Here is an 18,130-nt window from a genome sequence, read left to right as displayed (position 1 = left end):
CACCGGCTCATCCCGGACGGCGGTCGGCGCGCGGGTCCAGTGGACGCAGCTCCGTCGCTGAGGCTCCGTCGCTGGGGCTCAGTCGATGAGGCTCAGTCGATGAGGTCGTGCAGCTGCACGATCTCGTCGCGGGCGGGTCCGACGCCGATCGCCGAGATGCGGCTCCCGGAGCAGTCCTCGAGGAACCGCACGTAGGCCTGCGCGTTCGCCGGCAGGTCGGAGAAGTCACGGGCGCCGGTGATGTCCTCGCTCCAGCCGGGCAGCTCCTCGTAGATCGGCTTGGCGTGGTGGAAGTCCGACTGCGAGACCGGCATCTCGTCGAAGCGCACGCCGTCGACCTCGTAGGCGACGCAGACGGGGATGCGCTCGATGCCGGTGAGCACGTCGAGCTTCGTGAGCACGATGTCGGTGAGCCCGTTCACGCGCGAGGCGTAGCGCGTCAGCAGGGTGTCGTTCCAGCCGCAGCGGCGCGGGCGGCCGGTGGTGGTGCCGAACTCGAAGCCGTTGCTGCGCAGCAGGTCGCCCCACTCGTCGAACAGCTCGGTCGGGAAGGGGCCGGCGCCGACGCGGGTCGTGTACGCCTTGACGATGCCGATGACGCGGTCGAGCCGCGCGGGGGCGACGCCCGAGCCCGACGCGGCGCCGGCCGCGGTCGCGGTCGACGAGGTCACGAACGGGTAGGTGCCGTGGTCGATGTCGAGCATCGTCGCCTGGCCTGCCTCGAACACGACCGTCTTGCCGGCGTCGAGCGCCTGCGACAGCTCGAGCCCGGTGTCGCCCACCATCGGGCGGATGCGCTCGACGTACGAGGTCAGGTCGTCGAAGACCTCGTCGACCGTGACCGCGCGACGGTTATAGACCTTCGTGAGCATGTGGTTCTTGACGTCGAGCGCGCCCTCGATCTTCTGGCGCAGGATCGACTCGTCGAAGAGGTCCTGGATGCGGATGCCGACGCGGTTGATCTTGTCGGCGTAGGCCGGGCCGATGCCGCGGCCGGTGGTGCCGATCGAGCGCTTGCCGAGGAACCGCTCGGTGACCTTGTCGAGCGTGCGGTGGTAGTCGGTGATGACGTGCGCGTTCGCCGAGATGCGCAGCTTCGACACGTCGACGCCGCGCGCCGAGAGCGCGGTCAGCTCGTCGAAGAGCACCTCGAGGTCGATGACGACGCCGTTGCCGATGACCGGGGTGACGCCCTCGGTGAGGATGCCGGACGGCAGCAGGTGCAGCGCGTACTTCTCGTTGCCGACCACGACCGTGTGCCCGGCGTTGTTGCCGCCGTTGAACTTCACGACGTAGTCGGTGCGGCTGCCGAGCAGGTCGGTGGCCTTGCCCTTGCCCTCATCGCCCCACTGGGCGCCGATGATGACGATTCCTGGCATGGGGCATCCCTTCGACGGGTTCGCGTACACCCCACCCTATCGAGCGCCCGGCCCCCACCCGGCGCGGGCGCGTACGCTGGACGGGTGAGCTTCGCAGCAGCGACGCCCTCGAGGCGTGAGGAGGTCGTCGGCGGCAACCCCGTCGGCGGCAGGTAGTCGCCGCGCCCGGTCCGCGTTCATCGCCGACCGGCCCGCGGCACCGCGATGGCCCGCACGGGCCGATCTCGGCGTGCCCTCCTCCACCCATCGCCGGTCGCGTCGACCGGCCCTCGAGAGACGATCCACCATGCTGCCCATCACCCCTGTCGACCTCCGCGCCGCGTTCGTGAACGCGAGCCGCAAGGAGGTCACGAGCATCACCCTCCCCGACTGGTTCGACGACGCCGACTGGGCGTCGCTCGACTACCTCGGCTGGCGCGACCCGAAGATCGCGCGGCGCGCGTACGTCGTGGCGCCCACGCTCGACGGCGAGCACGTCGGCATCGTGCTGCGCCGCGCCGACGCGGCGCCGCGCGCCCGAGCACAGTGCTCGTGGTGCCAGGACGTGCGGCTGCCGAACGACGTCGTCTTCTACAGCGCGAAGCTCGCCGGCGCGGCCGGGCGCCGCGGCGACACCGTCGGCACGCTGCTGTGCGAGGACTTCGAGTGCTCGCGCAACGTGCGGAAGCTGCCCCCGCTCGCCTACGAGGGCTACGACCTCGAGGCGGCGAGGGTCCGGCGCATCGACGAGCTGCGGATGCGCGCGGCCGGCTTCGCCGATGGGGTCGTGCGGGAGCGCTGACGCCCGCCCCGCGAGCCCCGCGCCCGGCGCCGGTCGCCGGGTGGTCACGACACGCCGCCTCACACGGGGCTGCGCGGCGCGTCGTGACCACCCGACGCGGACGGGGCGGCGTGTCGTGACCACCCGCCGCGTCGGGTCAGGCGGTCAGCGCTGGACGGGGTCGCCGCCGATCAGGAGCCGCGCGATGGCGGCGCGGTCGGGGGCGGCCTCCCAGTCGCCGGGGGCCGTGCACGCGAGCGCGCCGCAGGCCGCGGCGGTGCGGAGCCGCTCGGCCAGCGAGGCACCGGCGAGCAGCTCGGCGAGGTAGCCGGCGACGAACGCGTCGCCCGCGCCGACGGTGTCGACCGCGTGCACCGGGAACGCAGCCTGGGTGGCCCGCTCGCCGTGCGCGAGCGCGGTGGCGCCGTCGGCGCCGCGCTTCACGACCACCTGGGCGGGACCGAGGGCGGCGAGCGCCGCGATCTGCGCGTCGGTCTCGCGCTCGCCGGTGAGCAGCTCCGCCTCGTCATCGCCCGCGAAGACGACGTCAGCACGGGCGGCGAGGGCGCGGTACGCCGGCACCGCGCGCTCCGCATCCCACAGGCGCGAGCGGTGGTTCACGTCGAACGACACGATCGTGCCGCCGTCGCGCGCCGCGTCCACGGCGGCGTCGAGCGCTGCCCGAGGGGCGTCGCCCAGCGCAGCCGTGATGCCGGTGATGTGGAGCACCCGGGCGTCGCGGATGCGGTCGAGGTCGAGGTGCTCCGGTGCGAGCCGCGACCCTGCGCTGCCCGCGCGGTAGTAGGAGACGGCGCTCGAGCCGGCCGATGGCCGCTCCTTGAGCATGAGCGCGGTGGGCGCCTCCGGGTCGCGCGTGACGGCCGCGCCGACGCCCTCGGCGCGCAGCTGCCGCTCGACGAGGCGGCCGAGCGCGTCGTCGCCGAGCCGGCCCATCCACGTCACCGGGACGCCGAGCCGGGCGAGCCCGATCGCGACGTTGCTCTCGGCGCCGCCGAACCCGAGGTCCATCGTCGGCACGAGCTCGAGCCGGCCGATGCGCGAGGCGACGAGCAGCCCGAGCGACTCGCCGAGCGCGACGACGCTCACGGCGACACCCGCTCGGACGCCTGCTGGATCGCGACGGCCTCGCGAGCCGCCTCGGCGACCGCCTCGGCGCCCGCCGCGATGCGGGCGGGCGATGCGATCCACGAGCCGCTCGCGGCGAAGACCGCGGGGTGCGCGAGGTACTCGGCGAGGTTCGCGGCGCTCACGCCGCCGCTCGGCATGAACCGCACGCCCGGGAACACCGGCGCGAGCGCGCCGATCATGCCGAGGCCGCCGACGACACCCGCGGGGAACAGCTTCAGCCGGTCGAGACCGAGCCGGATGCCGCGCTGCACGTCGCTCGGCGTCATGACGCCGGGGAGCACGGGCACGCCGGCGGCGAGGGCGGCCTCGACGATCTCCTCGTCGAGGCCGGGCGCCACGACGAAGCCGGCGCCCGCGTCGAGCGCGCTGCGCAGCTGCCGGATGGACAGCACCGTGCCGGCGCCGACGAGCACGTCGCCGCGCGCGGCGATCCGGGCGATCGCGTCGAGTCCCCACTCGTTGCGCAGCGCGACCTCGAGCACTGGCAGCCCGCCCGCGACGAGGCCGTCGGCGAGCGCGTCGGCCGACGCGGCGTCCGCGACGGTCGCGAGCGGCACGACGCCGCCGAGCGCGCTCATCGGCCCATCCAGCCGCCGTCGACGGGCAGCGTGACGCCCGTGACGTAGGCGGCGGCGGGGCTCGCGAGGAAGACCGTCGCGCCCTGCAGGTCGTCGGGACGGCCCCACCGGCCGGCCGGGATGCGCTCGAGGATCGACTGCGAGCGGTCCTCGTCGGCGCGCAGCGCCGCGGTGTTGTCGGTGGCGATGTAGCCCGGGGCGATCGCGTTCACGGTCACGCCGCGGCCCGACCACTCGTTGCTGAGCGCCTTCACGAGCCCGGCGATGCCGGACTTCGCCGCGGTGTAGCCGGGCACGTTGATGCCGCCCTGGAAGCTCAGCAGGCTCGCCGTGAAGACGATGCGCCCCGAGCCGCGCGCGAGCATGCCCTGCGCGAGCGCCTGGGTGAGCACGAACTGGCTGCGGAGGTTGACGTCGAGCACCTCGTCCCACCACTCGAGCGGGTGCTCGGCCGCGGGGGCGCGCTGGATGGTGCCGGCGTTGTTCACGAGGATGTCGGCGCGGTCGCCGACCGCCTCGGCGAAGCGGAGCACGGCGTCGCGGTCGCGGAAGTCGACGGCGTGGCCCTCGAAGGCGCGACCGAGCTCGCGCACGCGGCGGCCGATCGCGCCGCCGTCGGGCTCCTGGCTCGACGAGGCGGCGATGATGTCGGCGCCGGCCATCGCGAGCGCCTCGGCCATCGCGAAGCCGATGCCGCGGCGGGCGCCGGTGACGACCGCGGTGCTGCCGGTGAGGTCGAAGGAGATGCTCATGCGCCGACCCCCTGCACGTCGACGAGGATCTTCATCGCGGCGGCCGACAGGAGCGCCTCGAAGGCCTCCATGGTCGCGTCGAGCGGCACGACCCGCGTGATGAGCGCATCCGCCGGCACGTGCCCGGCGGCGAGCAGCTCGATCGCGCGCTCGAAGTCCTCCCGCTCGTAGACGCGAGCGCCGAGCACCTCGAGCTCGCGCCAGAAGATGCGGTGCAGGTCGACCGGCACGGGCTCCGGGTGGATCGCGACGAAGACGACGCGGCCGCGCGTGCGCGCGTGACGGGTCGCGTCGAGCGCGGTGCCGCGCGTGCCGGCGACCTCGAAGACGACGTCGGCGCCGGCGCCGGCGGTCCGCTCCTCGACGACCGCGGCGAGGTCGCCCTCGATCGGGTCGACGACGATCGCGCCCTGCTGCGCGGCGAAGTCGCGGCGGGCGGCGTCGGGCTCCGCGAGGATCACGGTCGAGCCGGCCGCGCGGGCCACGACGGCGATGAGCTGCCCGATCGGGCCGCCGCCGATGACGACGGCCGTCTCCCCGGCGGCGAGTCGCGAGCGGCGCACGTCGTGCACGGCCACGGCGAGCGGCTCGACGAGCGCGGCGTGCTGCAGCGAGAGGCCCTCGGGCAGCGGCACGACGACGGAGGCGGGCACGGTCCACAGCTCCTGCAGGGCGCCGGGCGAGTCGATGCCGACGAAGTCGAGGCGCTGGCAGATGTGCTGGTGGCCCGCGGCGCACGCGGCGCACGAGCCGCACCAGCGGAGCGGCATGACGGTGACGGGCGCGCCGACCGCGAGGTCGACGCCGTCGCCGACCGCCTCGATGACGCCGCTCATCTCGTGGCCGATGGTCGCGGGCATGTCGACCCGGGCGTCCATGTGGCCCTGCACGATGTGCAGGTCGGTGCCGCAGATGCCGTTGTAGGCGACGCGGATGCGCACCTCGCCTGCCGCGGGCGCCTGGGCGTCGGCCTCGCCGACCTCCACGCGTCCTCCGCCGATGTACTTCGCTGCTCGCAACGCCGTCTCCTCTTCGAGCTGGTGGCTGCGCGCGAAACTCGGTTCTATTTCGTGTTCCGTGTGGCGCAACTCGGTTCTATCTGGTTAGAGTAGCCCCCGACCCACCCACTCGCGCAAGTGCGACCGGGATGGCGACTCAACGAGGAGGAACCCCATGCAGGGACGACGGATGCTCGGAGCCATCGGCGCCGCAGCGGTCATGACGCTGGCGCTCGCATCGTGCTCGAGCGCAGCCGGCGGCGAGGGAGAAGAGGGCGGCGCGCAGCAGCCGACCGTCTTCCGGGTCGCCTTCAACCAGAACGCCGAGCACCCGCAGGCGCAGGCGCTCACCGAGCTCTCGGACGCGCTCGAGGAGCGCACCGACGGCGCGTACTCGCTCGAGCTCTACACCGACGAGACGCTCGGCGACCAGGCCGCGACGATCGAGCAGGTGCAGGCCGGCACGATCGACTTCGCCATGGTCGCGGGCAGCCTGCTCGAGAACTTCGAGTCGGACATGTCGGTGGTCAACCTGCCGTACCTCTACGAGTCGCCCGAGCACCAGATGAGCGTGCTCAACGACGAGGCGATCGTCGGCGACCTCTACGACGCGCTGCTCGAGGACGGCATCGACGTGATGGCCGCGTACCACGGCGGCGTGCGCAACGTGTACTCGAGCGCCGGCCCCGTCGAGACGCCCGCTGACCTCAGCGGCCAGAAGATCCGCGTGATCGGCTCCGACACCAACGTCCGCATGATGGAGCTCATGGGCGGCGTCGGCACGCCGATGGCCCAGGGCGAGGTCTACACCGCCATCCAGTCGGGCGTGCTCGACGGCGCCGAGAACAACGAGCTCATCTACTCGTCGCTGTCGCACGCGGAGATCGCCGGCTTCTACTCGCGCACCGAGCACCTCATGATGCCCGACTACCTCATCGCCGCACCGTCGGTCATGGAGGGCATGGACGAGGAGACGACGGCCATCTTCGAGGAGCTGCTCGCCGCATCCGTCGACACCGAGCTCGAGCGCTTCGCCGCCGCCGTCGAGGAGTCGGTCGCCGCTGCCGAGGAGGCCGGCGCCCAGTTCAGCGACGCAGACGTCGAGGCGTTCCGCGAGGCCGTGCTGCCGCTCCACGAGGAGCGCGTCACGACCGAGCGCACGCAGACGATCTACGACGCCATCGAGGCGGCGCGCGGCTGATGGCCATGAGGAAGCTCATGACGACCGCTCGAGCCTGGCTCGACGGCACCCTCCGCGCGATCTGCGTCGTGCTCTTCGCCGTGCTCGTGCTGCTCGTCGCGTGGCAGGTCTTCACCCGCCTCGTGCTGGGCGAGCCGAGCGCCTGGTCGGAGGAGGCCGCCCGCTACGCCTTCGTGTGGGTCAGCCTGATCGGCATCGCGATCGCGGTCGGCGAGAAGGCCGACGTCATCATGGACTTCCTCGTCGAGCGCCTGCCGCGCTCCCTGCAGCGGGTCGCCGACATCATCGCCTACCTCGCGACGCTCGCGTTCGTGCTGTACGTGATGGTGCTCGGCGGCCTGCAGCAGTCGATGCTCGCCTGGGCGCAGAAGAACCCGCTGCTGCCGATCTCGCAGGGCCAGCTCTACCTGGTGCTGCCGATCTCCGGCGTGCTCCTCACCATCTACCTGCTCATCCACATCGTCGGGACCTTCTCGAGCCGCTACGTCGGCCACGTGGGCACGCCCGACGAGGACCTCGAGGCGGCCGCACTGTGATCGACCCCGGCACCATCACCGCGATCCTCGTGGGCGGCCTCGTGCTGCTGCTCGCGATCGGCGCGCCCGTCTCCATCTCGATCGCGCTCCCCAGCGCGCTCTGCATGCTGCTCATCGTCGACTTCGACCGCGGCGCCATCACGTCCGCGCAGCAGATGCTCGGCGGCGCGAACTCGTTCGCCCTGCTCGCCATCCCGTTCTTCGTGCTCGCCGGCGTCATCATGAACAACGGCGGCATCGCCGAGCGGCTCGTGAACCTCGGGCGCGTGCTCGTCGGCCGCACGCCCGCGCCGCTCGCGCAGACGAACATCCTCGCGAACGCGATCTTCGGCACGGTCTCGGGCTCGGCGGTCGCCTCGGCCGCCGCCGTCGGCTCGACCATGGCGCCGATGCAGAAGAAGGCCGGCTACGACCCCGCGTTCAGCGCGGCCGTCAACGTCGCCTCCGCGCCGGCCGGCATGCTCATCCCGCCGAGCAACACGCTCATCGTCTACTCGCTCGCCGCGGGCGGCACGTCGGTCGGCGCGCTCTTCCTGGCCGGCTACGTGCCCGGCATCCTCTGGGCGCTCGCCTGCGCGGTCGTGGTCTTCGTGTACGCGCGCCGCCACCCCGACCTCAAGGGCGAGTCGTTCCCCGGCATGGCCGTCTTCCTCAACACCTTGTGGCGCGCGGTCCCGTCGCTCGGCCTCATCGTCGTCGCGATCGGCGGCATCGTCGCCGGCTTCTTCACCCCCACCGAGGGCTCGGCCATCGCCGTGCTCTACGCCCTCGGCCTGTCGTTCGTCTACCGGACGATCTCGGTGAAGGACCTGCCGCGCATCCTCTACGACGCCTGCCGCACGAGCGCCATCGTGATCTTCCTCATCGCGGTGTCGACGATCATGTCGTACGTCATGACCTACGCCCGGCTGCCGCAGCTCATCGCGGAGTCGCTCTTCGGCTGGACCGACTCCAAGGTCGTCGTCCTGCTCATCATGATGCTCGTGCTGCTCGTGATCGGCATCCCGCTCGACCCGACGCCCGCGATCCTCATCTTCACGCCGATCTTCCTGCCCATCGCCGTCTCGTACGGGATCGACCCCGTGCACTTCGGCATCATGATGGTCTTCAACCTCTCGATCGCGGTGATCTCGCCACCGTCGGCGCCCGTGCTGTTCGTCGGCACGCAGGTCGCGAAGGCCCGCCTGGAGTCCGTGATCGGGCGCCTGTGGCCGTTCCTGGCCGTGCTCGTCGTGATGCTCTTCATCATCGTCTTCGTCCCGCAGCTCTCGCTGTGGCTGCCCGGCCTCGCCGGACTCCTCTGATCCCCGACCGGAAGGAAGCACCCATGACCCCCGTCTACGGACCCACCTCGCCCGAGCAGGTCACCGGCTCGACGCAGCAGCAGCTGCGCGACCGCTACCTCGTCGAGGACCTCTTCGTGCCGGGCGCCGTGCGCACGGTCGTGACGCACTACGACCGCGTCGTCGCGGTCGGCGCGGTGCCGACGGACGCGCCGCTCGCCCTCGAGGCGGTGCCGGAGATCCGCAGCGAGCAGTTCCTCGACCACCGCGAGATCGGCATCGTCAACATCGGTGCGGCCGGCACGGTCGTCGCCGATGGCGAGCGGCACGCGATGGCCAACGGCGCCTGCCTGTACCTGGGCCGCGGCGTGCGCGACGTCTCGTTCGAGAGCGACGACGCGGCGACGCCGGCGCGCTTCTACGGCTTCTCGGCGCCCGCGCACACCACCTACCCGACCGCGCTCGTCGAGCCGGGTCAGGGCACGGTGCGCGAGCTCGGCGACCCGCTCACCTCGAACCGCCGCACGCTCAACCAGTACATCCACGAGAACGGCGTGCGCAGCTGCCAGGTCGTCATGGGCGTGACGCAGCTCCACCCGGGCAGCATGTGGAACACGATGCCGTCGCACACGCACGACCGCCGCACCGAGTTCTACGTCTACTTCGACGTCGACGCCGACGCCCGGGTCGTGCACCTCATGGGCCGGCCGCAGGAGACGCGGCACCTGCTCGTCGCCGACGGCGGACTCGTGCTCTCGCCCTCCTGGTCGATCCACTCGGGTGTGGGAACATCCAACTACTCGTTCGTGTGGGCCATGGCCGGTGAGAACCAGTCGTTCGACGACATGGACGGCGTCGCGATCGTCGACATGAGATGAGGCGGACCATGACCCTGGAGCACAGGACGCTCGACGCGAGCCCCGCGCCGTCGGTGGGGGCGAGCGAGAAGACGCTCCGCGTGCTCGAGGCCGCGATCCTGCACGACCGCTTCACCGACATCGTCGAGGAGACCGGGCTCGCGAAGGCGACCGTGCACCGCATCCTCGCGACGCTGGTCGAGCAGGAGTTCATCTCGGGCGACAGCGACCGCGGCTACCAGCCGGGCGCCCGCTTCCTGGGCATCGCGGGCAGCGCGATCTCGCGGCTCGACATCTCGGCGATCGCCGAGCCGATCGTCGACGAGCTCGTGCGCGAGGTCGACTGCACGATCCACGTCGGCGTGCTCAACGGCTTCGAGATGGTCTACGCGCTGCGGCGCGACTCCTCGAAGCCCTACCGGATGGGCTCGCGCGTCGGCCTCTCGCTGCCGATGCACTGCTCCGGGATGGGCAAGGCCGTGCTGTCATCGTGGACGCCCGAGCAGGTCGACCGGCTCATCGCCGACGTCGGCCTGCCGGCCCGCACCGACGACACGATCACCGACCCGGCCGCGCTCCACGAGGAGCTCGCCCGCGTGCGGGCCCGTGGCTACGCGATGGACCTCGGCGAGAACGAGCGCGGCACGGTCTGCGTCTCGGCGCCCATCCGCGACCACCTCGGCCGCGTCACCTACGGGCTGTCGATCTCGTCGATCGCGCTCGAGCACCCGGGCTCCAGCATCGAGCAGTTCGCCCCGCAGGCGATCGCCGCCGCCGAGGCGATCTCGCGCGCGCTCGGCTCCCCCGCCGCGCGCTGACGCCGCCCGCCCGCACCCCGGGTGGTCACGACCCGCCGTGCGGGTGGTCACGACGCGCCGTCGCCGACGCTCGCGCGCGGCGTGTCGTGACCACCCCGGCGGGTGCGGTTCCGGCGGCTGCGGCGCTGCGCGTCCGGCCGCCGCGCTGTGGCTAGGCGAAGCGGCCGAGCTGGTGGCGCAGGGCGTCCTCGAGGGCCGGGCGGCGGAAGCGGTGGCCGAGCTCGGCCAGCCGGGACGGCACGACCCGCTGGTTCGCGAGCGCGAGCTCGCGCATCCCCTGCTCGCCGAGCAGCACGCGCGGCCCGAGCGCCGGCGTCGGCAGCAGCGCCGGCCGGTGCAGCACCGCCGCGAGCGTCGCGGCGTAGTCGCCCTGCCGCACCGGCTCGGGTGCGACGGCGTTGATGGCGCCAGACATCCGCTCGTCGACGAGGGCGCGGGCGTAGATGTCGACGAGGTCGTCGAGGTCGATCCACGACTGCCAGTGGCGGCCGCCCGCGAGCGGCCCGCCGAGGCCTGCCGCGTAGAGCGGGCGCAGCACCTGGAGCACGCCGCCGCGGGGCGTCTGGACGAGGCCCGTGCGGATGAGCGCCGTGCGCACGCCGCCCTCGGAGGCCGCCGCAGTGTCGGCCTCCCAGTCGACGGTGACGTCGGCGAGGAAGCCGTCGCCGGGCTCGCTCGCCTCGCTGAGCACCTCGTCGCCGCGGTCGTCGCCGTAGATGCCGATGGCGGATGCGCTGATGAACGCGCCCACGCCGCTCGCCACCGCGAGCTCGGCCAAGCGGCGGGTCGGCCCGATCCGGCTGTCGCGGATCCGCTCGCGGTGCTCGTCGCCGAAGCGGCCGAAGATCGAGGCACCCGCGAGGTGGACGACCGCGTCGACGCCGTCGAGCAGGTCGGCGGCCGGCGCGTCCGGAGCCCAGCGGCGCTCGCCCGGCCCCGGCTCGTGCCGCACGAGCCGCACCACCTCGTGGCCGCCGGTGGTGAGGAACGCCGCGAGGGCGGTGCCGATGAGGCCGGAGGCGCCCGTCAGCGCGATCGTCATGGGGGCGGCGGCGAGCTCGTGGTGCCGCGCCAGGTCGTCGGCCAGCTGCCGGTGGCGGTAGACGAACATCGGCCGCAGCAGGCGCGATCCCACCTGCGTGTCGACGCGGTCGCGCAGGACGGTCGCGCCGCCCTGCGGCTCGAGCCGGTGCTCGTGCCGCCAGCGGAGCGGGCCGAGCGCGGCGGAGGAGAGGCCGGGCATCCGCTCGTCGACGAACGCGCGGCCGGGCTCGAAGCCGGCCGGGTCGTGCTGTGCGACCCACACCTGCCCGCCGGGCAGCGCGAGCTCGGCGCGGCCGTCCTCGAGCGAGGTCGCCTCGCGGCGCACCGAGCCCGGCAGCCAGGGCGGCATCAGCCGCTGCAGCGCCCCCGGCCGCTCGTGCCAGGCGAAGACCTCGTCGGGCGAGGCGTCGATCGTGCTCCAGTGCTGGATGCCCATGACGCGAACGTACGCCCCGCTCCTGTGCCGGAGCACAGGAGCGGGGCGTACGGGTGGCGGTGCTTAGTGGCCGGTGCTGTCGGGAGCGCGGTCGATGTCGCCCTCCCAGCCCGACTCGGCCGCGAGCTGCGCGGGCGCCTCCTCGGCGATCTCCTTGAACCGCTTGAGGTCCTTGCCGATCTGCACGTCGTCGACCTGCAGCAGCGCGCCTGCGGCCTCGACGATGCCCTGGGGCTTCCAGTCGATCTGCACGTTCACGCGCGTCTGGTCGTCGTCGATCCGGTGGAAGGTGACGACACCGGCGTGGGTCTCGCCGTCGGTGCTGCGCCAGGCGACGCGCTCGTCCTGGTGCTGCTCGGTGATCTCGGCGTCGAACTCGCGCTCCACGCCGGCGATCGAGACGACCCAGTGCAGCTTCGCGTCGGTGAGCTGGGTGATGGACTCCACGCCGCCCATGAAGCGGGGGAACTCCTCGAACCTCGTCCACAGCGCGTAGACGGCGCTGATGGGGGCCTTGACGTCGATGCTGTCGGTGACCTGCGGCATTGCGATGCTCCTCTTGCTGTCGTCGTACGGGATTGGCGATGCTACGCGGCGGCGGCGTGAAGACCCTGGGCGAGCATCCGGAATCGGTGGAAGTCACAGCGGACGCTCAGTTCATCCAGCTCCGGCACATCGGCGGCGGTCTCGTGGCCGGGCGGCGACCACTTGACGTGCACCGTCACGCACGTGGTCCCGGGGTCGAGCTCGGCGAGCTGCACCGACCACGCCATCGTGGTCGCGTCGACGCTCGTCCACGCGATGCGCTCGTCGGGCACGAGCTCCGTGATCACGGCGTAGAAGGTCTCGGGCACGCCGGCGATCGAGACGCGCCAGCGCAATCGCTCCCGCGTCTCGGCGAACACCGACTCCACGCCGGTCATGAACTCGGGGAACAGCTCGAACGTCGTCAGCACGCGGAAGACGTCCTCGCGGGGCGCTGCCACCTCGAACGACTCATCGATCTGCATCTTCGCCTCCGATCTCATCGTCCTGGGGCACCGCGTTGTACCCCAGAGCCGATGGTCCCACGGTGCGCGGCGCGCAACAAGCCGATCGGGGGCGTTCTCAGGCGGCGCACAGCAACCGGCCCCGACCGTAGGATTGGGGCCATGTCCAAGGTCCTCTCCTCCCTCCCCGTCGGCGAGCGCGTCGGCATCGCCTTCTCCGGAGGCCTCGACACGTCGTGCGCCGTCGCGTGGATGCGGCACAACGGTGCCGTGCCCTTCACGTACACCGCCGACATCGGGCAGTACGACGAGCCCGACATCGACGCCGTGCCCGGACGCGCGAACGAGTACGGCGCGGAGGCCGCCCGCCTCGTCGACGCGAAGGCGTCGCTCGTGGAGGAGGGCCTGGTGGCTCTGGCGACGGGCGCGTTCCACATTCGCTCCGGCGGCCGCACCTACTTCAACACGACGCCGCTCGGCCGTGCCGTGACCGGCATGCTGCTCGTGCGCGCCATGAAGGAGGACGGCGTCGAGATCTGGGGCGACGGATCGACCTACAAGGGCAACGACATCGAGCGGTTCTACCGCTACGGCCTGATGGCCAACCCCGCGCTGCGCATCTACAAGCCGTGGCTCGACCAGCGGTTCGTCACCGAGCTGGGCGGCCGCAAGGAGATGTCGGAGTGGCTCGTCGAGCACGGCTACCCCTACCGCGACGCCACCGAGAAGGCCTACTCGACCGACGCGAACATCTGGGGCGCGACGCACGAGGCGAAGACGCTCGAGCACCTGGACGAGTCGATGGAGATCGTGCAGCCCATCATGGGCGTGAAGTTCTGGGACGAGTCGGTGTCGATCCCGACCGAGGACGTCGCGATCCGCTTCGAGGCCGGACGGCCGGTCGCCATCAACGGCACTGAGTTCCCGGATGCCGTCGCGCTCGTCATGGAGGCGAACGCGATCGGCGGTCGTCACGGCCTCGGCATGAGCGACCAGATCGAGAACCGCATCATCGAGGCGAAGAGCCGCGGCATCTACGAGGCGCCGGGGATGGCGCTGCTGCACATCGCCTACGAGCGGCTCATGAACGCGATCCACAACGAGGACACGGTCGCGACCTACCACGAGCAGGGTCGCCGCCTCGGTCGCCTGATGTACGAGGGCCGGTGGCTCGACCCGCAGTCGCTCATGCTGCGCGAGTCGATCCAGCGCTGGGTGGGCTCGTCGGTCACCGGCGAGGTCGTGCTGCGGCTGCGCCGCGGCGAGGACTACACGATCGTCGACACCCGCGGGGAGGGCTTCTCGTACCACCCCGACAAGCTGTCGATGGAGCGCGTCGGCGACGCCGCGTTCGGTCCGGAGGACCGCATCGGCCAGCTGACGATGCGCAACCTCGATATCGCCGACTCGCGCTCGCGGCTCGAGGCGTACGCCGCCGCCGGACTCATCGAGGGCGAGACGAAGGCGCTGCTCGGCGCCCTTGAGGCGGGCCGCGCCGACGAGATCGTCGCGTCGCCCACCGACGACCCCGAGGCGCTCGAGCAGTGGAACGACCGCGCGGCGATGGATCTGGGCACGGACTAGCGCCCGGAGGGCGCTCGATCGGGCGCAGAGAGGGCCGCGCAGGGCTAGTCGATGAGCGGCTGCCCGCGCCCCTCGAGCACCGCCAGGTAGGTTGCGAAGCCGCCGTCGACGCGGCTGCGAGTGCGATCCGACGTGCGCACCGGGGCTCGTCGTCGAAGGTCGAGCACCGCGCCGTGCGCACGAAGCCGGGCGACGAGGTCCACGTCCTCGTGAAGCCGCATCGGCGCGACGCCGCCCACGCGAGCGAGCGCGTCGGCCCGCACGCCGAGGTTCGCGCCCTGCACCGCCGCTCCGGCCGGCAGGGCGTCATGCGCGGCGTGCCACGCCTCGAGCACGCGCTGCGGCAGGTGCGAACCGTCGGGCACGACGCGTCCGATGTGCAGGTCCGCACCGTCGTGCGCGGCCGCGACGTGGTCGAGCAGCCAGCGTGCCGGCACGGTGCTGTCCGCGTCGGTCATGGCGATCCACGTCGCCGCAGGTTCGGCGTCGGGCCAGCGGGCGAGCCCGTGCTGGATCCCGGCGCGCCGCGCCTCACCCACGGCGGCCGCCTCGATCTCGACCACCTCGGCGCCCGCCGCGCGGGCGGTCATTGCGGTCGCGTCGACGCACGCGTCGGCGACGACGACGACCGCCGTCTCGATGCCCGGCTGGCGTGCCGCGAGCGCTGCGCGAGCGACGTCGATGCTCGCGATGCACGCTCCCACCGTCGACGCCTCGTCCCGCGCCGGCACGATGACCAGCACGCGAGCGATCGGCGTCACTCCGGCACCAGCACGTCGAGCAGGAATGCGTCGTCGCGGTGCTCGACCACTCGCCGCAGGCCGCGGATGCCCGCGGCGAGCGCGTGCACCTCCTCGGCGGAGCGGCGCATGTCGTCGCTCTCGCCTCGCCAGTGGCACAGCACGAGGTGCGCGCCACGGTCGCGGGCCTGCTCGACGACGTGCAGCAGGTCGGCGTCGGCGATGTACGAGCCGAGCTCGCTCAGCACGACGAGGTCGACGTCGGCGGCGGGCAGGCCGTCGGCAGCGGTGCGGTGCTCGACCCACGCGTTCGGCGCATCCGCGAGCGTGCGGCGCGCCTCGGCGAGCGCCGGCACCGACGCGTCGACGCCGAGTGCCCCGTCGCAGCGGGCGGCGAGATCGGCGGTGAGCGTCGCCGTGCCGCAGCCGACCTCGACGGCGAGCCGGTAGCGCTCGTCGGGCAGCGACGCGAGCACGAGGCTGCGCTTGCGCCGCTCGTACCAGGACGAGCGCGTCGACCACGGGTCGCCCACCGACGCGTAGCGGTCGTCGAACGCGGTGCGCTCGGCGGACGGAGCGAGCACCAGCCACTCGTCGCCCGCGAAGCGCTCGAGCATCGCCGAGGTGAGCACGACGCGGTCGGCCGGGTGCGACGAGAGCGGCGCCACCTGCGATCGATGCGCGGCGATCGCGCGCACCTTCGCGTCGCGCGCGTCGACATCCAGCGGCACGCGGCGCACCGGCATCCCGTCGAACAGCCCCGGCTCGCCCCAGAGCCAAGCCCAGATCGGCGACCACGCGCACGCGCGCCCCGCCTCGCGAGCGACGGCAGCCACGGCGTCGCCCACCGCCTCGTGATCGGGGTGCCCGTCGCGCGACCAGGGCGCGAGCACGAGCGCGTCGTCCGGCAGCGCCGCGACGATCGGCGCGACCGCGGCCACGAGCTCGCGTCGGTGGGCCTGCAGGGCTCCATCGGGGAGCCCCAGCCGGATCAGCCGCGCCCCCACGCCGGCGAGCGCCTCCTCCTGCTCGGCCCGACGACGCTCGGCGAGCGCCGCCGGCTCGAGCGTCGGAGAGCCGGGGTGCGAGCCCTCGCCGTCGGTCGCGACGACCACCGTGACGGGGATGCCTCGGCGAGCGGCAGCGTGCATCGAGCCGAAGGCGCCGAGCACCTCGTCGTCGGGATGCGCGGCCACGACGAGCAGCGCGCTCGGCGACCGCTCGAGCGTGGGCGCATCGCGCAGCGCGGCGCTGCGCAGCCACTCGTCGTGCGGCGTGCCGGCATCGTCGCCCTCGAAGCGCGGAGGACCGCTCGTCACCACGCGCTCCGTCCTCCGGCGGCCATCGCAGCGACCGCCTCGCCGAGCGAGGCCTGGTCGCGCTCCGCGTGGTGCTGGCGCACGTAGAGCTGCAGGTCGGCGACGCGGCGGGCGTGCTCCGCCTCCAGCGCGAGCGGGGCAGGGCCGAGTGCCCGGCCGACGCGCGCGAGCACCTCGTCCACCGCGCGGGCGACGATCCCGCGCGTGCGCAGCGCGAGCGTTCCGGGGTCGACCGACGCGTCACCTGCGTCGATGCGCCGGGCGGCGTCGGCGAGCGCCAGCCGCGACGCCGTGAGCGCCTCGTCGACCGCACCGAGGTGCGCGAGCCGCAGGGGCGCATCCGCCGTCGCACCGAGGAGGCGCCGCGCGATCGCGACCGCGCCGCCGTGCCAGCAGGCCGCGACGCCGATGCCGCCCCAGGCGAAGCCGGGCCGCCGCAGGTACCAGCCGGGCTCCCCGACGGGCTCCGCCGCGGCGCCGTCGAAGCGGACCGGACCGGACGGGATGCCGACCAGTCCTCGCGCGTGCCACGCCCCCGGCACGACCCGGACGCCGTCCTGCCGCAGGTCGACGTCGACGAGCACGCGCTCCTCGCCCTGCCACGCCGAGACGAGCGCGCGATCGAGGCGGTCGGCGAGCGAGCACCACGGCTTCTCGCCCGCGAGCCGCCCCTCGCGCAGCTCGAGCCGACTGCCGGGGCCTTCCGCCGCGAAGACACCGTACGCGCCGGGCCGAGGGGCGACACCGGCCTCGGACAGGATCGCGACCGCGTCGAGATGCGGCTCGATCGCGCGCGCGACCTCGAGGTCATGGGCGCCGAGCGTGGCGAGCACCTCGAGCCGCTCCGCGGTCCGGCCGCTCGCGGGCAGCGGCACCGCGGCGGCGATCGCCGGCGCCATCGTGAGCGCATCGGCGACAGTGGCGGGCAGCGCACCGATGCTGCGATGCAGCGCTCGGGCACCCTCGCCGCGGTCGATGTCGACGTCGAGCGAGGGGGCAGCGGGCACCGCTCCATTGTTCACGCTCGTCCCCCACGTGGCCTGTGCTGACCGAAGGCGCCGGGCGAGGACGGCCGTTGACCCGCTTGCTCGGCAGTGCCACGGTGGACGCACGTCATGAGGCAGCGCGGTGAGCGCACATCGAAGGGGATGATCACCGTGATCAGGTTCCGATCCTTGGCAGTCGTCGCGGTCGCCGGGTGCGCGTTCCTCGGCACGGCGGCACCGGCCTCCGCCGCGGTCGTGCGGAGCACGATCGTGATCCCGCTCGCGGGCGGCATCATCGACGAGGGCTGCACGGAGCCGCTCATGTACACCGGCGGCGAGGTGCGCTTCACCGAGCAGGAGGTGACGAGCGCCTCGGGCGGTGTCGTCACGCAGCTCCGCATCCGCACCGTGCACGCCACTGCCGTGGGGCTCGAGACGGGCGTCGAGTACGTCGACCGGACGATCATCCATCAGGGCGTGCACGGCAACGGGACGTTCTTCGAGACCCAGTACGCCGACGGGTCCCATGGCGTCAACATCACGGCCCGCATCCGGCTGGCATCCCCGGGCACCGACGCGCCCGAGCTCTTGATCCGCGACGACTTCCACCTCCGACGGGTCGAGGGGCTGGACGTGGAGCCGCGCATGGTCGTCGAGCGGTCGTTCACCAGCTGCGAGTGAGCTCGCACAGCGCGCCCGGCCCTCAGGCCGTCCCCCAAGG

The 18,130-nt window shown here is 72.9% G+C and carries 19 protein-coding genes; 8 read left to right on the top strand and 11 right to left on the bottom strand.

The genetic code is table 11. The features are described 5' to 3' along the window. Positions 1-92 precede the first annotated feature (92 nt). Positions 93-1,379, bottom strand: coding sequence for an adenylosuccinate synthase (locus ABIB37_RS06575; RefSeq protein WP_354258294.1), 1,287 nt, complete (start codon positions 1,377-1,379; stop codon positions 93-95). Positions 1,380-1,665: 286 nt separating this feature from the next. Between ABIB37_RS06575 and ABIB37_RS06570 the strand changes: the two genes are divergently transcribed. Next, positions 1,666-2,160 carry an FBP domain-containing protein gene (locus tag ABIB37_RS06570; RefSeq protein ID WP_354258291.1) on the top strand — a complete coding sequence of 165 codons (495 nt, stop codon included), beginning with the start codon at positions 1,666-1,668 and terminating at the stop codon, positions 2,158-2,160. A 144-nt stretch (positions 2,161-2,304) separates the two neighbouring features. Here ABIB37_RS06570 and ABIB37_RS06565 read toward each other — a convergent pair whose 3' ends face one another. Genes ABIB37_RS06565 through ABIB37_RS06550 form a run of 4 tightly spaced genes read right to left on the bottom strand, consistent with a single transcriptional unit; the run spans position 2,305 to position 5,637 of the window. Further along, positions 2,305-3,246: a sugar kinase gene (locus ABIB37_RS06565; RefSeq protein WP_354258288.1), complete on the bottom strand. Its 942-nt coding sequence runs from the start codon at positions 3,244-3,246 to the stop codon at positions 2,305-2,307. Then, entirely contained in the window at positions 3,243-3,866 is a 624-nt protein-coding gene (locus ABIB37_RS06560; protein WP_354258285.1) for a bifunctional 4-hydroxy-2-oxoglutarate aldolase/2-dehydro-3-deoxy-phosphogluconate aldolase, read from the bottom strand. The genes ABIB37_RS06565 and ABIB37_RS06560 overlap by 4 nt, the downstream gene beginning before the upstream one ends. Continuing rightward, on the bottom strand, positions 3,863-4,618 hold the full coding sequence (locus tag ABIB37_RS06555; protein WP_354258282.1) for an SDR family oxidoreductase: 756 nt from the start codon (positions 4,616-4,618) through the stop codon (positions 3,863-3,865). The genes ABIB37_RS06560 and ABIB37_RS06555 overlap by 4 nt, the downstream gene beginning before the upstream one ends. After that, complete coding sequence (locus ABIB37_RS06550) at positions 4,615-5,637, bottom strand: zinc-dependent alcohol dehydrogenase (protein ID WP_354258279.1); 1,023 nt, start codon at positions 5,635-5,637, stop codon at positions 4,615-4,617. The genes ABIB37_RS06555 and ABIB37_RS06550 overlap by 4 nt, the downstream gene beginning before the upstream one ends. Positions 5,638-5,791: 154 nt before the next feature. On the opposite strand from ABIB37_RS06550, the gene ABIB37_RS06545 reads away from it, so the two are divergent. The 5 genes from ABIB37_RS06545 to ABIB37_RS06525 are packed head-to-tail and all read left to right on the top strand — an operon-like array spanning position 5,792 to position 10,311. Continuing rightward, complete coding sequence (locus tag ABIB37_RS06545; RefSeq protein ID WP_354258276.1) at positions 5,792-6,817, top strand: TRAP transporter substrate-binding protein; 1,026 nt, start codon at positions 5,792-5,794, stop codon at positions 6,815-6,817. Positions 6,818-6,834: 17 nt separating this feature from the next. Continuing rightward, positions 6,835-7,353, top strand: a complete 519-nt coding sequence (locus ABIB37_RS06540) for a TRAP transporter small permease (protein WP_354258273.1) — start codon at positions 6,835-6,837, stop codon at positions 7,351-7,353. After that, entirely contained in the window at positions 7,350-8,657 is a 1,308-nt protein-coding gene (locus ABIB37_RS06535; protein ID WP_354258270.1) for a TRAP transporter large permease, read from the top strand. Before ABIB37_RS06540 ends, ABIB37_RS06535 begins: the two co-directional genes overlap by 4 nt. 23 nt (positions 8,658-8,680) lie before the next feature. Then, complete coding sequence (gene kduI / locus ABIB37_RS06530; protein ID WP_354258268.1) at positions 8,681-9,514, top strand: 5-dehydro-4-deoxy-D-glucuronate isomerase; 834 nt, start codon at positions 8,681-8,683, stop codon at positions 9,512-9,514. Between the two features lie 8 nt (positions 9,515-9,522). Continuing rightward, positions 9,523-10,311: an IclR family transcriptional regulator gene (locus ABIB37_RS06525; RefSeq protein WP_211333817.1), complete on the top strand. Its 789-nt coding sequence runs from the start codon at positions 9,523-9,525 to the stop codon at positions 10,309-10,311. Positions 10,312-10,462: 151 nt separating this feature from the next. On the opposite strand, the gene ABIB37_RS06520 is transcribed toward ABIB37_RS06525, so the two are convergent. From ABIB37_RS06520 to ABIB37_RS06510, 3 genes are all read right to left on the bottom strand, one after another. After that, a complete protein-coding gene (locus ABIB37_RS06520; protein ID WP_354258264.1) occupies positions 10,463-11,791 on the bottom strand; it encodes a TIGR01777 family oxidoreductase in 1,329 nt (442 codons plus the stop codon). A gap of 63 nt (positions 11,792-11,854) precedes the next feature. Continuing rightward, positions 11,855-12,337 carry an SRPBCC family protein gene (locus tag ABIB37_RS06515; protein ID WP_354258261.1) on the bottom strand — a complete coding sequence of 161 codons (483 nt, stop codon included), beginning with the start codon at positions 12,335-12,337 and terminating at the stop codon, positions 11,855-11,857. A gap of 41 nt (positions 12,338-12,378) precedes the next feature. Beyond that, a complete protein-coding gene (locus tag ABIB37_RS06510) occupies positions 12,379-12,801 on the bottom strand; it encodes an SRPBCC family protein (protein WP_354258258.1) in 423 nt (140 codons plus the stop codon). Between the two features lie 141 nt (positions 12,802-12,942). Here ABIB37_RS06510 and argG point away from each other — a divergent pair, with 141 nt between their 5' ends. Then, a complete protein-coding gene (argG, locus tag ABIB37_RS06505) occupies positions 12,943-14,364 on the top strand; it encodes an argininosuccinate synthase (RefSeq protein WP_354258255.1) in 1,422 nt (473 codons plus the stop codon). Between the two features lie 44 nt (positions 14,365-14,408). On the opposite strand, the gene ABIB37_RS06500 is transcribed toward argG, so the two are convergent. The 3 genes from ABIB37_RS06500 to ABIB37_RS06490 are packed head-to-tail and all read right to left on the bottom strand — an operon-like array spanning position 14,409 to position 17,430. Next, a complete protein-coding gene (locus ABIB37_RS06500; RefSeq protein WP_354258253.1) occupies positions 14,409-15,107 on the bottom strand; it encodes a glycosyltransferase family 2 protein in 699 nt (232 codons plus the stop codon). 14 nt (positions 15,108-15,121) lie between these two features. After that, positions 15,122-16,423: a PIG-L family deacetylase gene (locus ABIB37_RS06495; RefSeq protein WP_354258250.1), complete on the bottom strand. Its 1,302-nt coding sequence runs from the start codon at positions 16,421-16,423 to the stop codon at positions 15,122-15,124. Beyond that, positions 16,420-17,430, bottom strand: a complete 1,011-nt coding sequence (locus ABIB37_RS06490; RefSeq protein WP_354258247.1) for an acyl-CoA dehydrogenase family protein — start codon at positions 17,428-17,430, stop codon at positions 16,420-16,422. The genes ABIB37_RS06495 and ABIB37_RS06490 overlap by 4 nt, the downstream gene beginning before the upstream one ends. A gap of 168 nt (positions 17,431-17,598) precedes the next feature. Here ABIB37_RS06490 and ABIB37_RS06485 point away from each other — a divergent pair, with 168 nt between their 5' ends. Next, positions 17,599-18,090, top strand: coding sequence for a hypothetical protein (locus ABIB37_RS06485; protein WP_354258245.1), 492 nt, complete (start codon positions 17,599-17,601; stop codon positions 18,088-18,090). Positions 18,091-18,130: the final 40 nt, after the last annotated feature.

The sequence above is a fragment of the Agrococcus sp. UYP10 genome (assembly GCF_040547205.1).
GTDB lineage: Bacteria > Actinomycetota > Actinomycetes > Actinomycetales > Microbacteriaceae > Agrococcus > Agrococcus jenensis.
The sequence above is the reverse complement of the archived record's forward strand: the minus strand, read 5'-3'. Positions and strand labels throughout refer to the sequence as shown.

Excerpts from the sequence above, each read along its gene's own strand:
- argG (WP_354258255.1), top strand. The coding sequence starts at position 12,943 with ATGTCCAAGGTCCTCTCCTCCCTCCCCGTCGGCGAGCGCGTCGGCATC.
- ABIB37_RS06560 (WP_354258285.1), bottom strand. The coding sequence starts at position 3,866 with ATGAGCGCGCTCGGCGGCGTCGTGCCGCTCGCGACCGTCGCGGACGCC.
- ABIB37_RS06515 (WP_354258261.1), bottom strand. The coding sequence starts at position 12,337 with ATGCCGCAGGTCACCGACAGCATCGACGTCAAGGCCCCCATCAGCGCC.
- ABIB37_RS06575 (WP_354258294.1), bottom strand. The coding sequence starts at position 1,379 with ATGCCAGGAATCGTCATCATCGGCGCCCAGTGGGGCGATGAGGGCAAG.
- ABIB37_RS06540 (WP_354258273.1), top strand. The coding sequence starts at position 6,835 with ATGACGACCGCTCGAGCCTGGCTCGACGGCACCCTCCGCGCGATCTGC.
- ABIB37_RS06555 (WP_354258282.1), bottom strand. The coding sequence starts at position 4,618 with ATGAGCATCTCCTTCGACCTCACCGGCAGCACCGCGGTCGTCACCGGC.
- ABIB37_RS06570 (WP_354258291.1), top strand. The coding sequence starts at position 1,666 with ATGCTGCCCATCACCCCTGTCGACCTCCGCGCCGCGTTCGTGAACGCG.
- ABIB37_RS06510 (WP_354258258.1), bottom strand. The coding sequence starts at position 12,801 with ATGCAGATCGATGAGTCGTTCGAGGTGGCAGCGCCCCGCGAGGACGTC.
- ABIB37_RS06545 (WP_354258276.1), top strand. The coding sequence starts at position 5,792 with ATGCAGGGACGACGGATGCTCGGAGCCATCGGCGCCGCAGCGGTCATG.
- ABIB37_RS06520 (WP_354258264.1), bottom strand. The coding sequence starts at position 11,791 with ATGGGCATCCAGCACTGGAGCACGATCGACGCCTCGCCCGACGAGGTC.
- kduI (WP_354258268.1), top strand. The coding sequence starts at position 8,681 with ATGACCCCCGTCTACGGACCCACCTCGCCCGAGCAGGTCACCGGCTCG.
- ABIB37_RS06525 (WP_211333817.1), top strand. The coding sequence starts at position 9,523 with ATGACCCTGGAGCACAGGACGCTCGACGCGAGCCCCGCGCCGTCGGTG.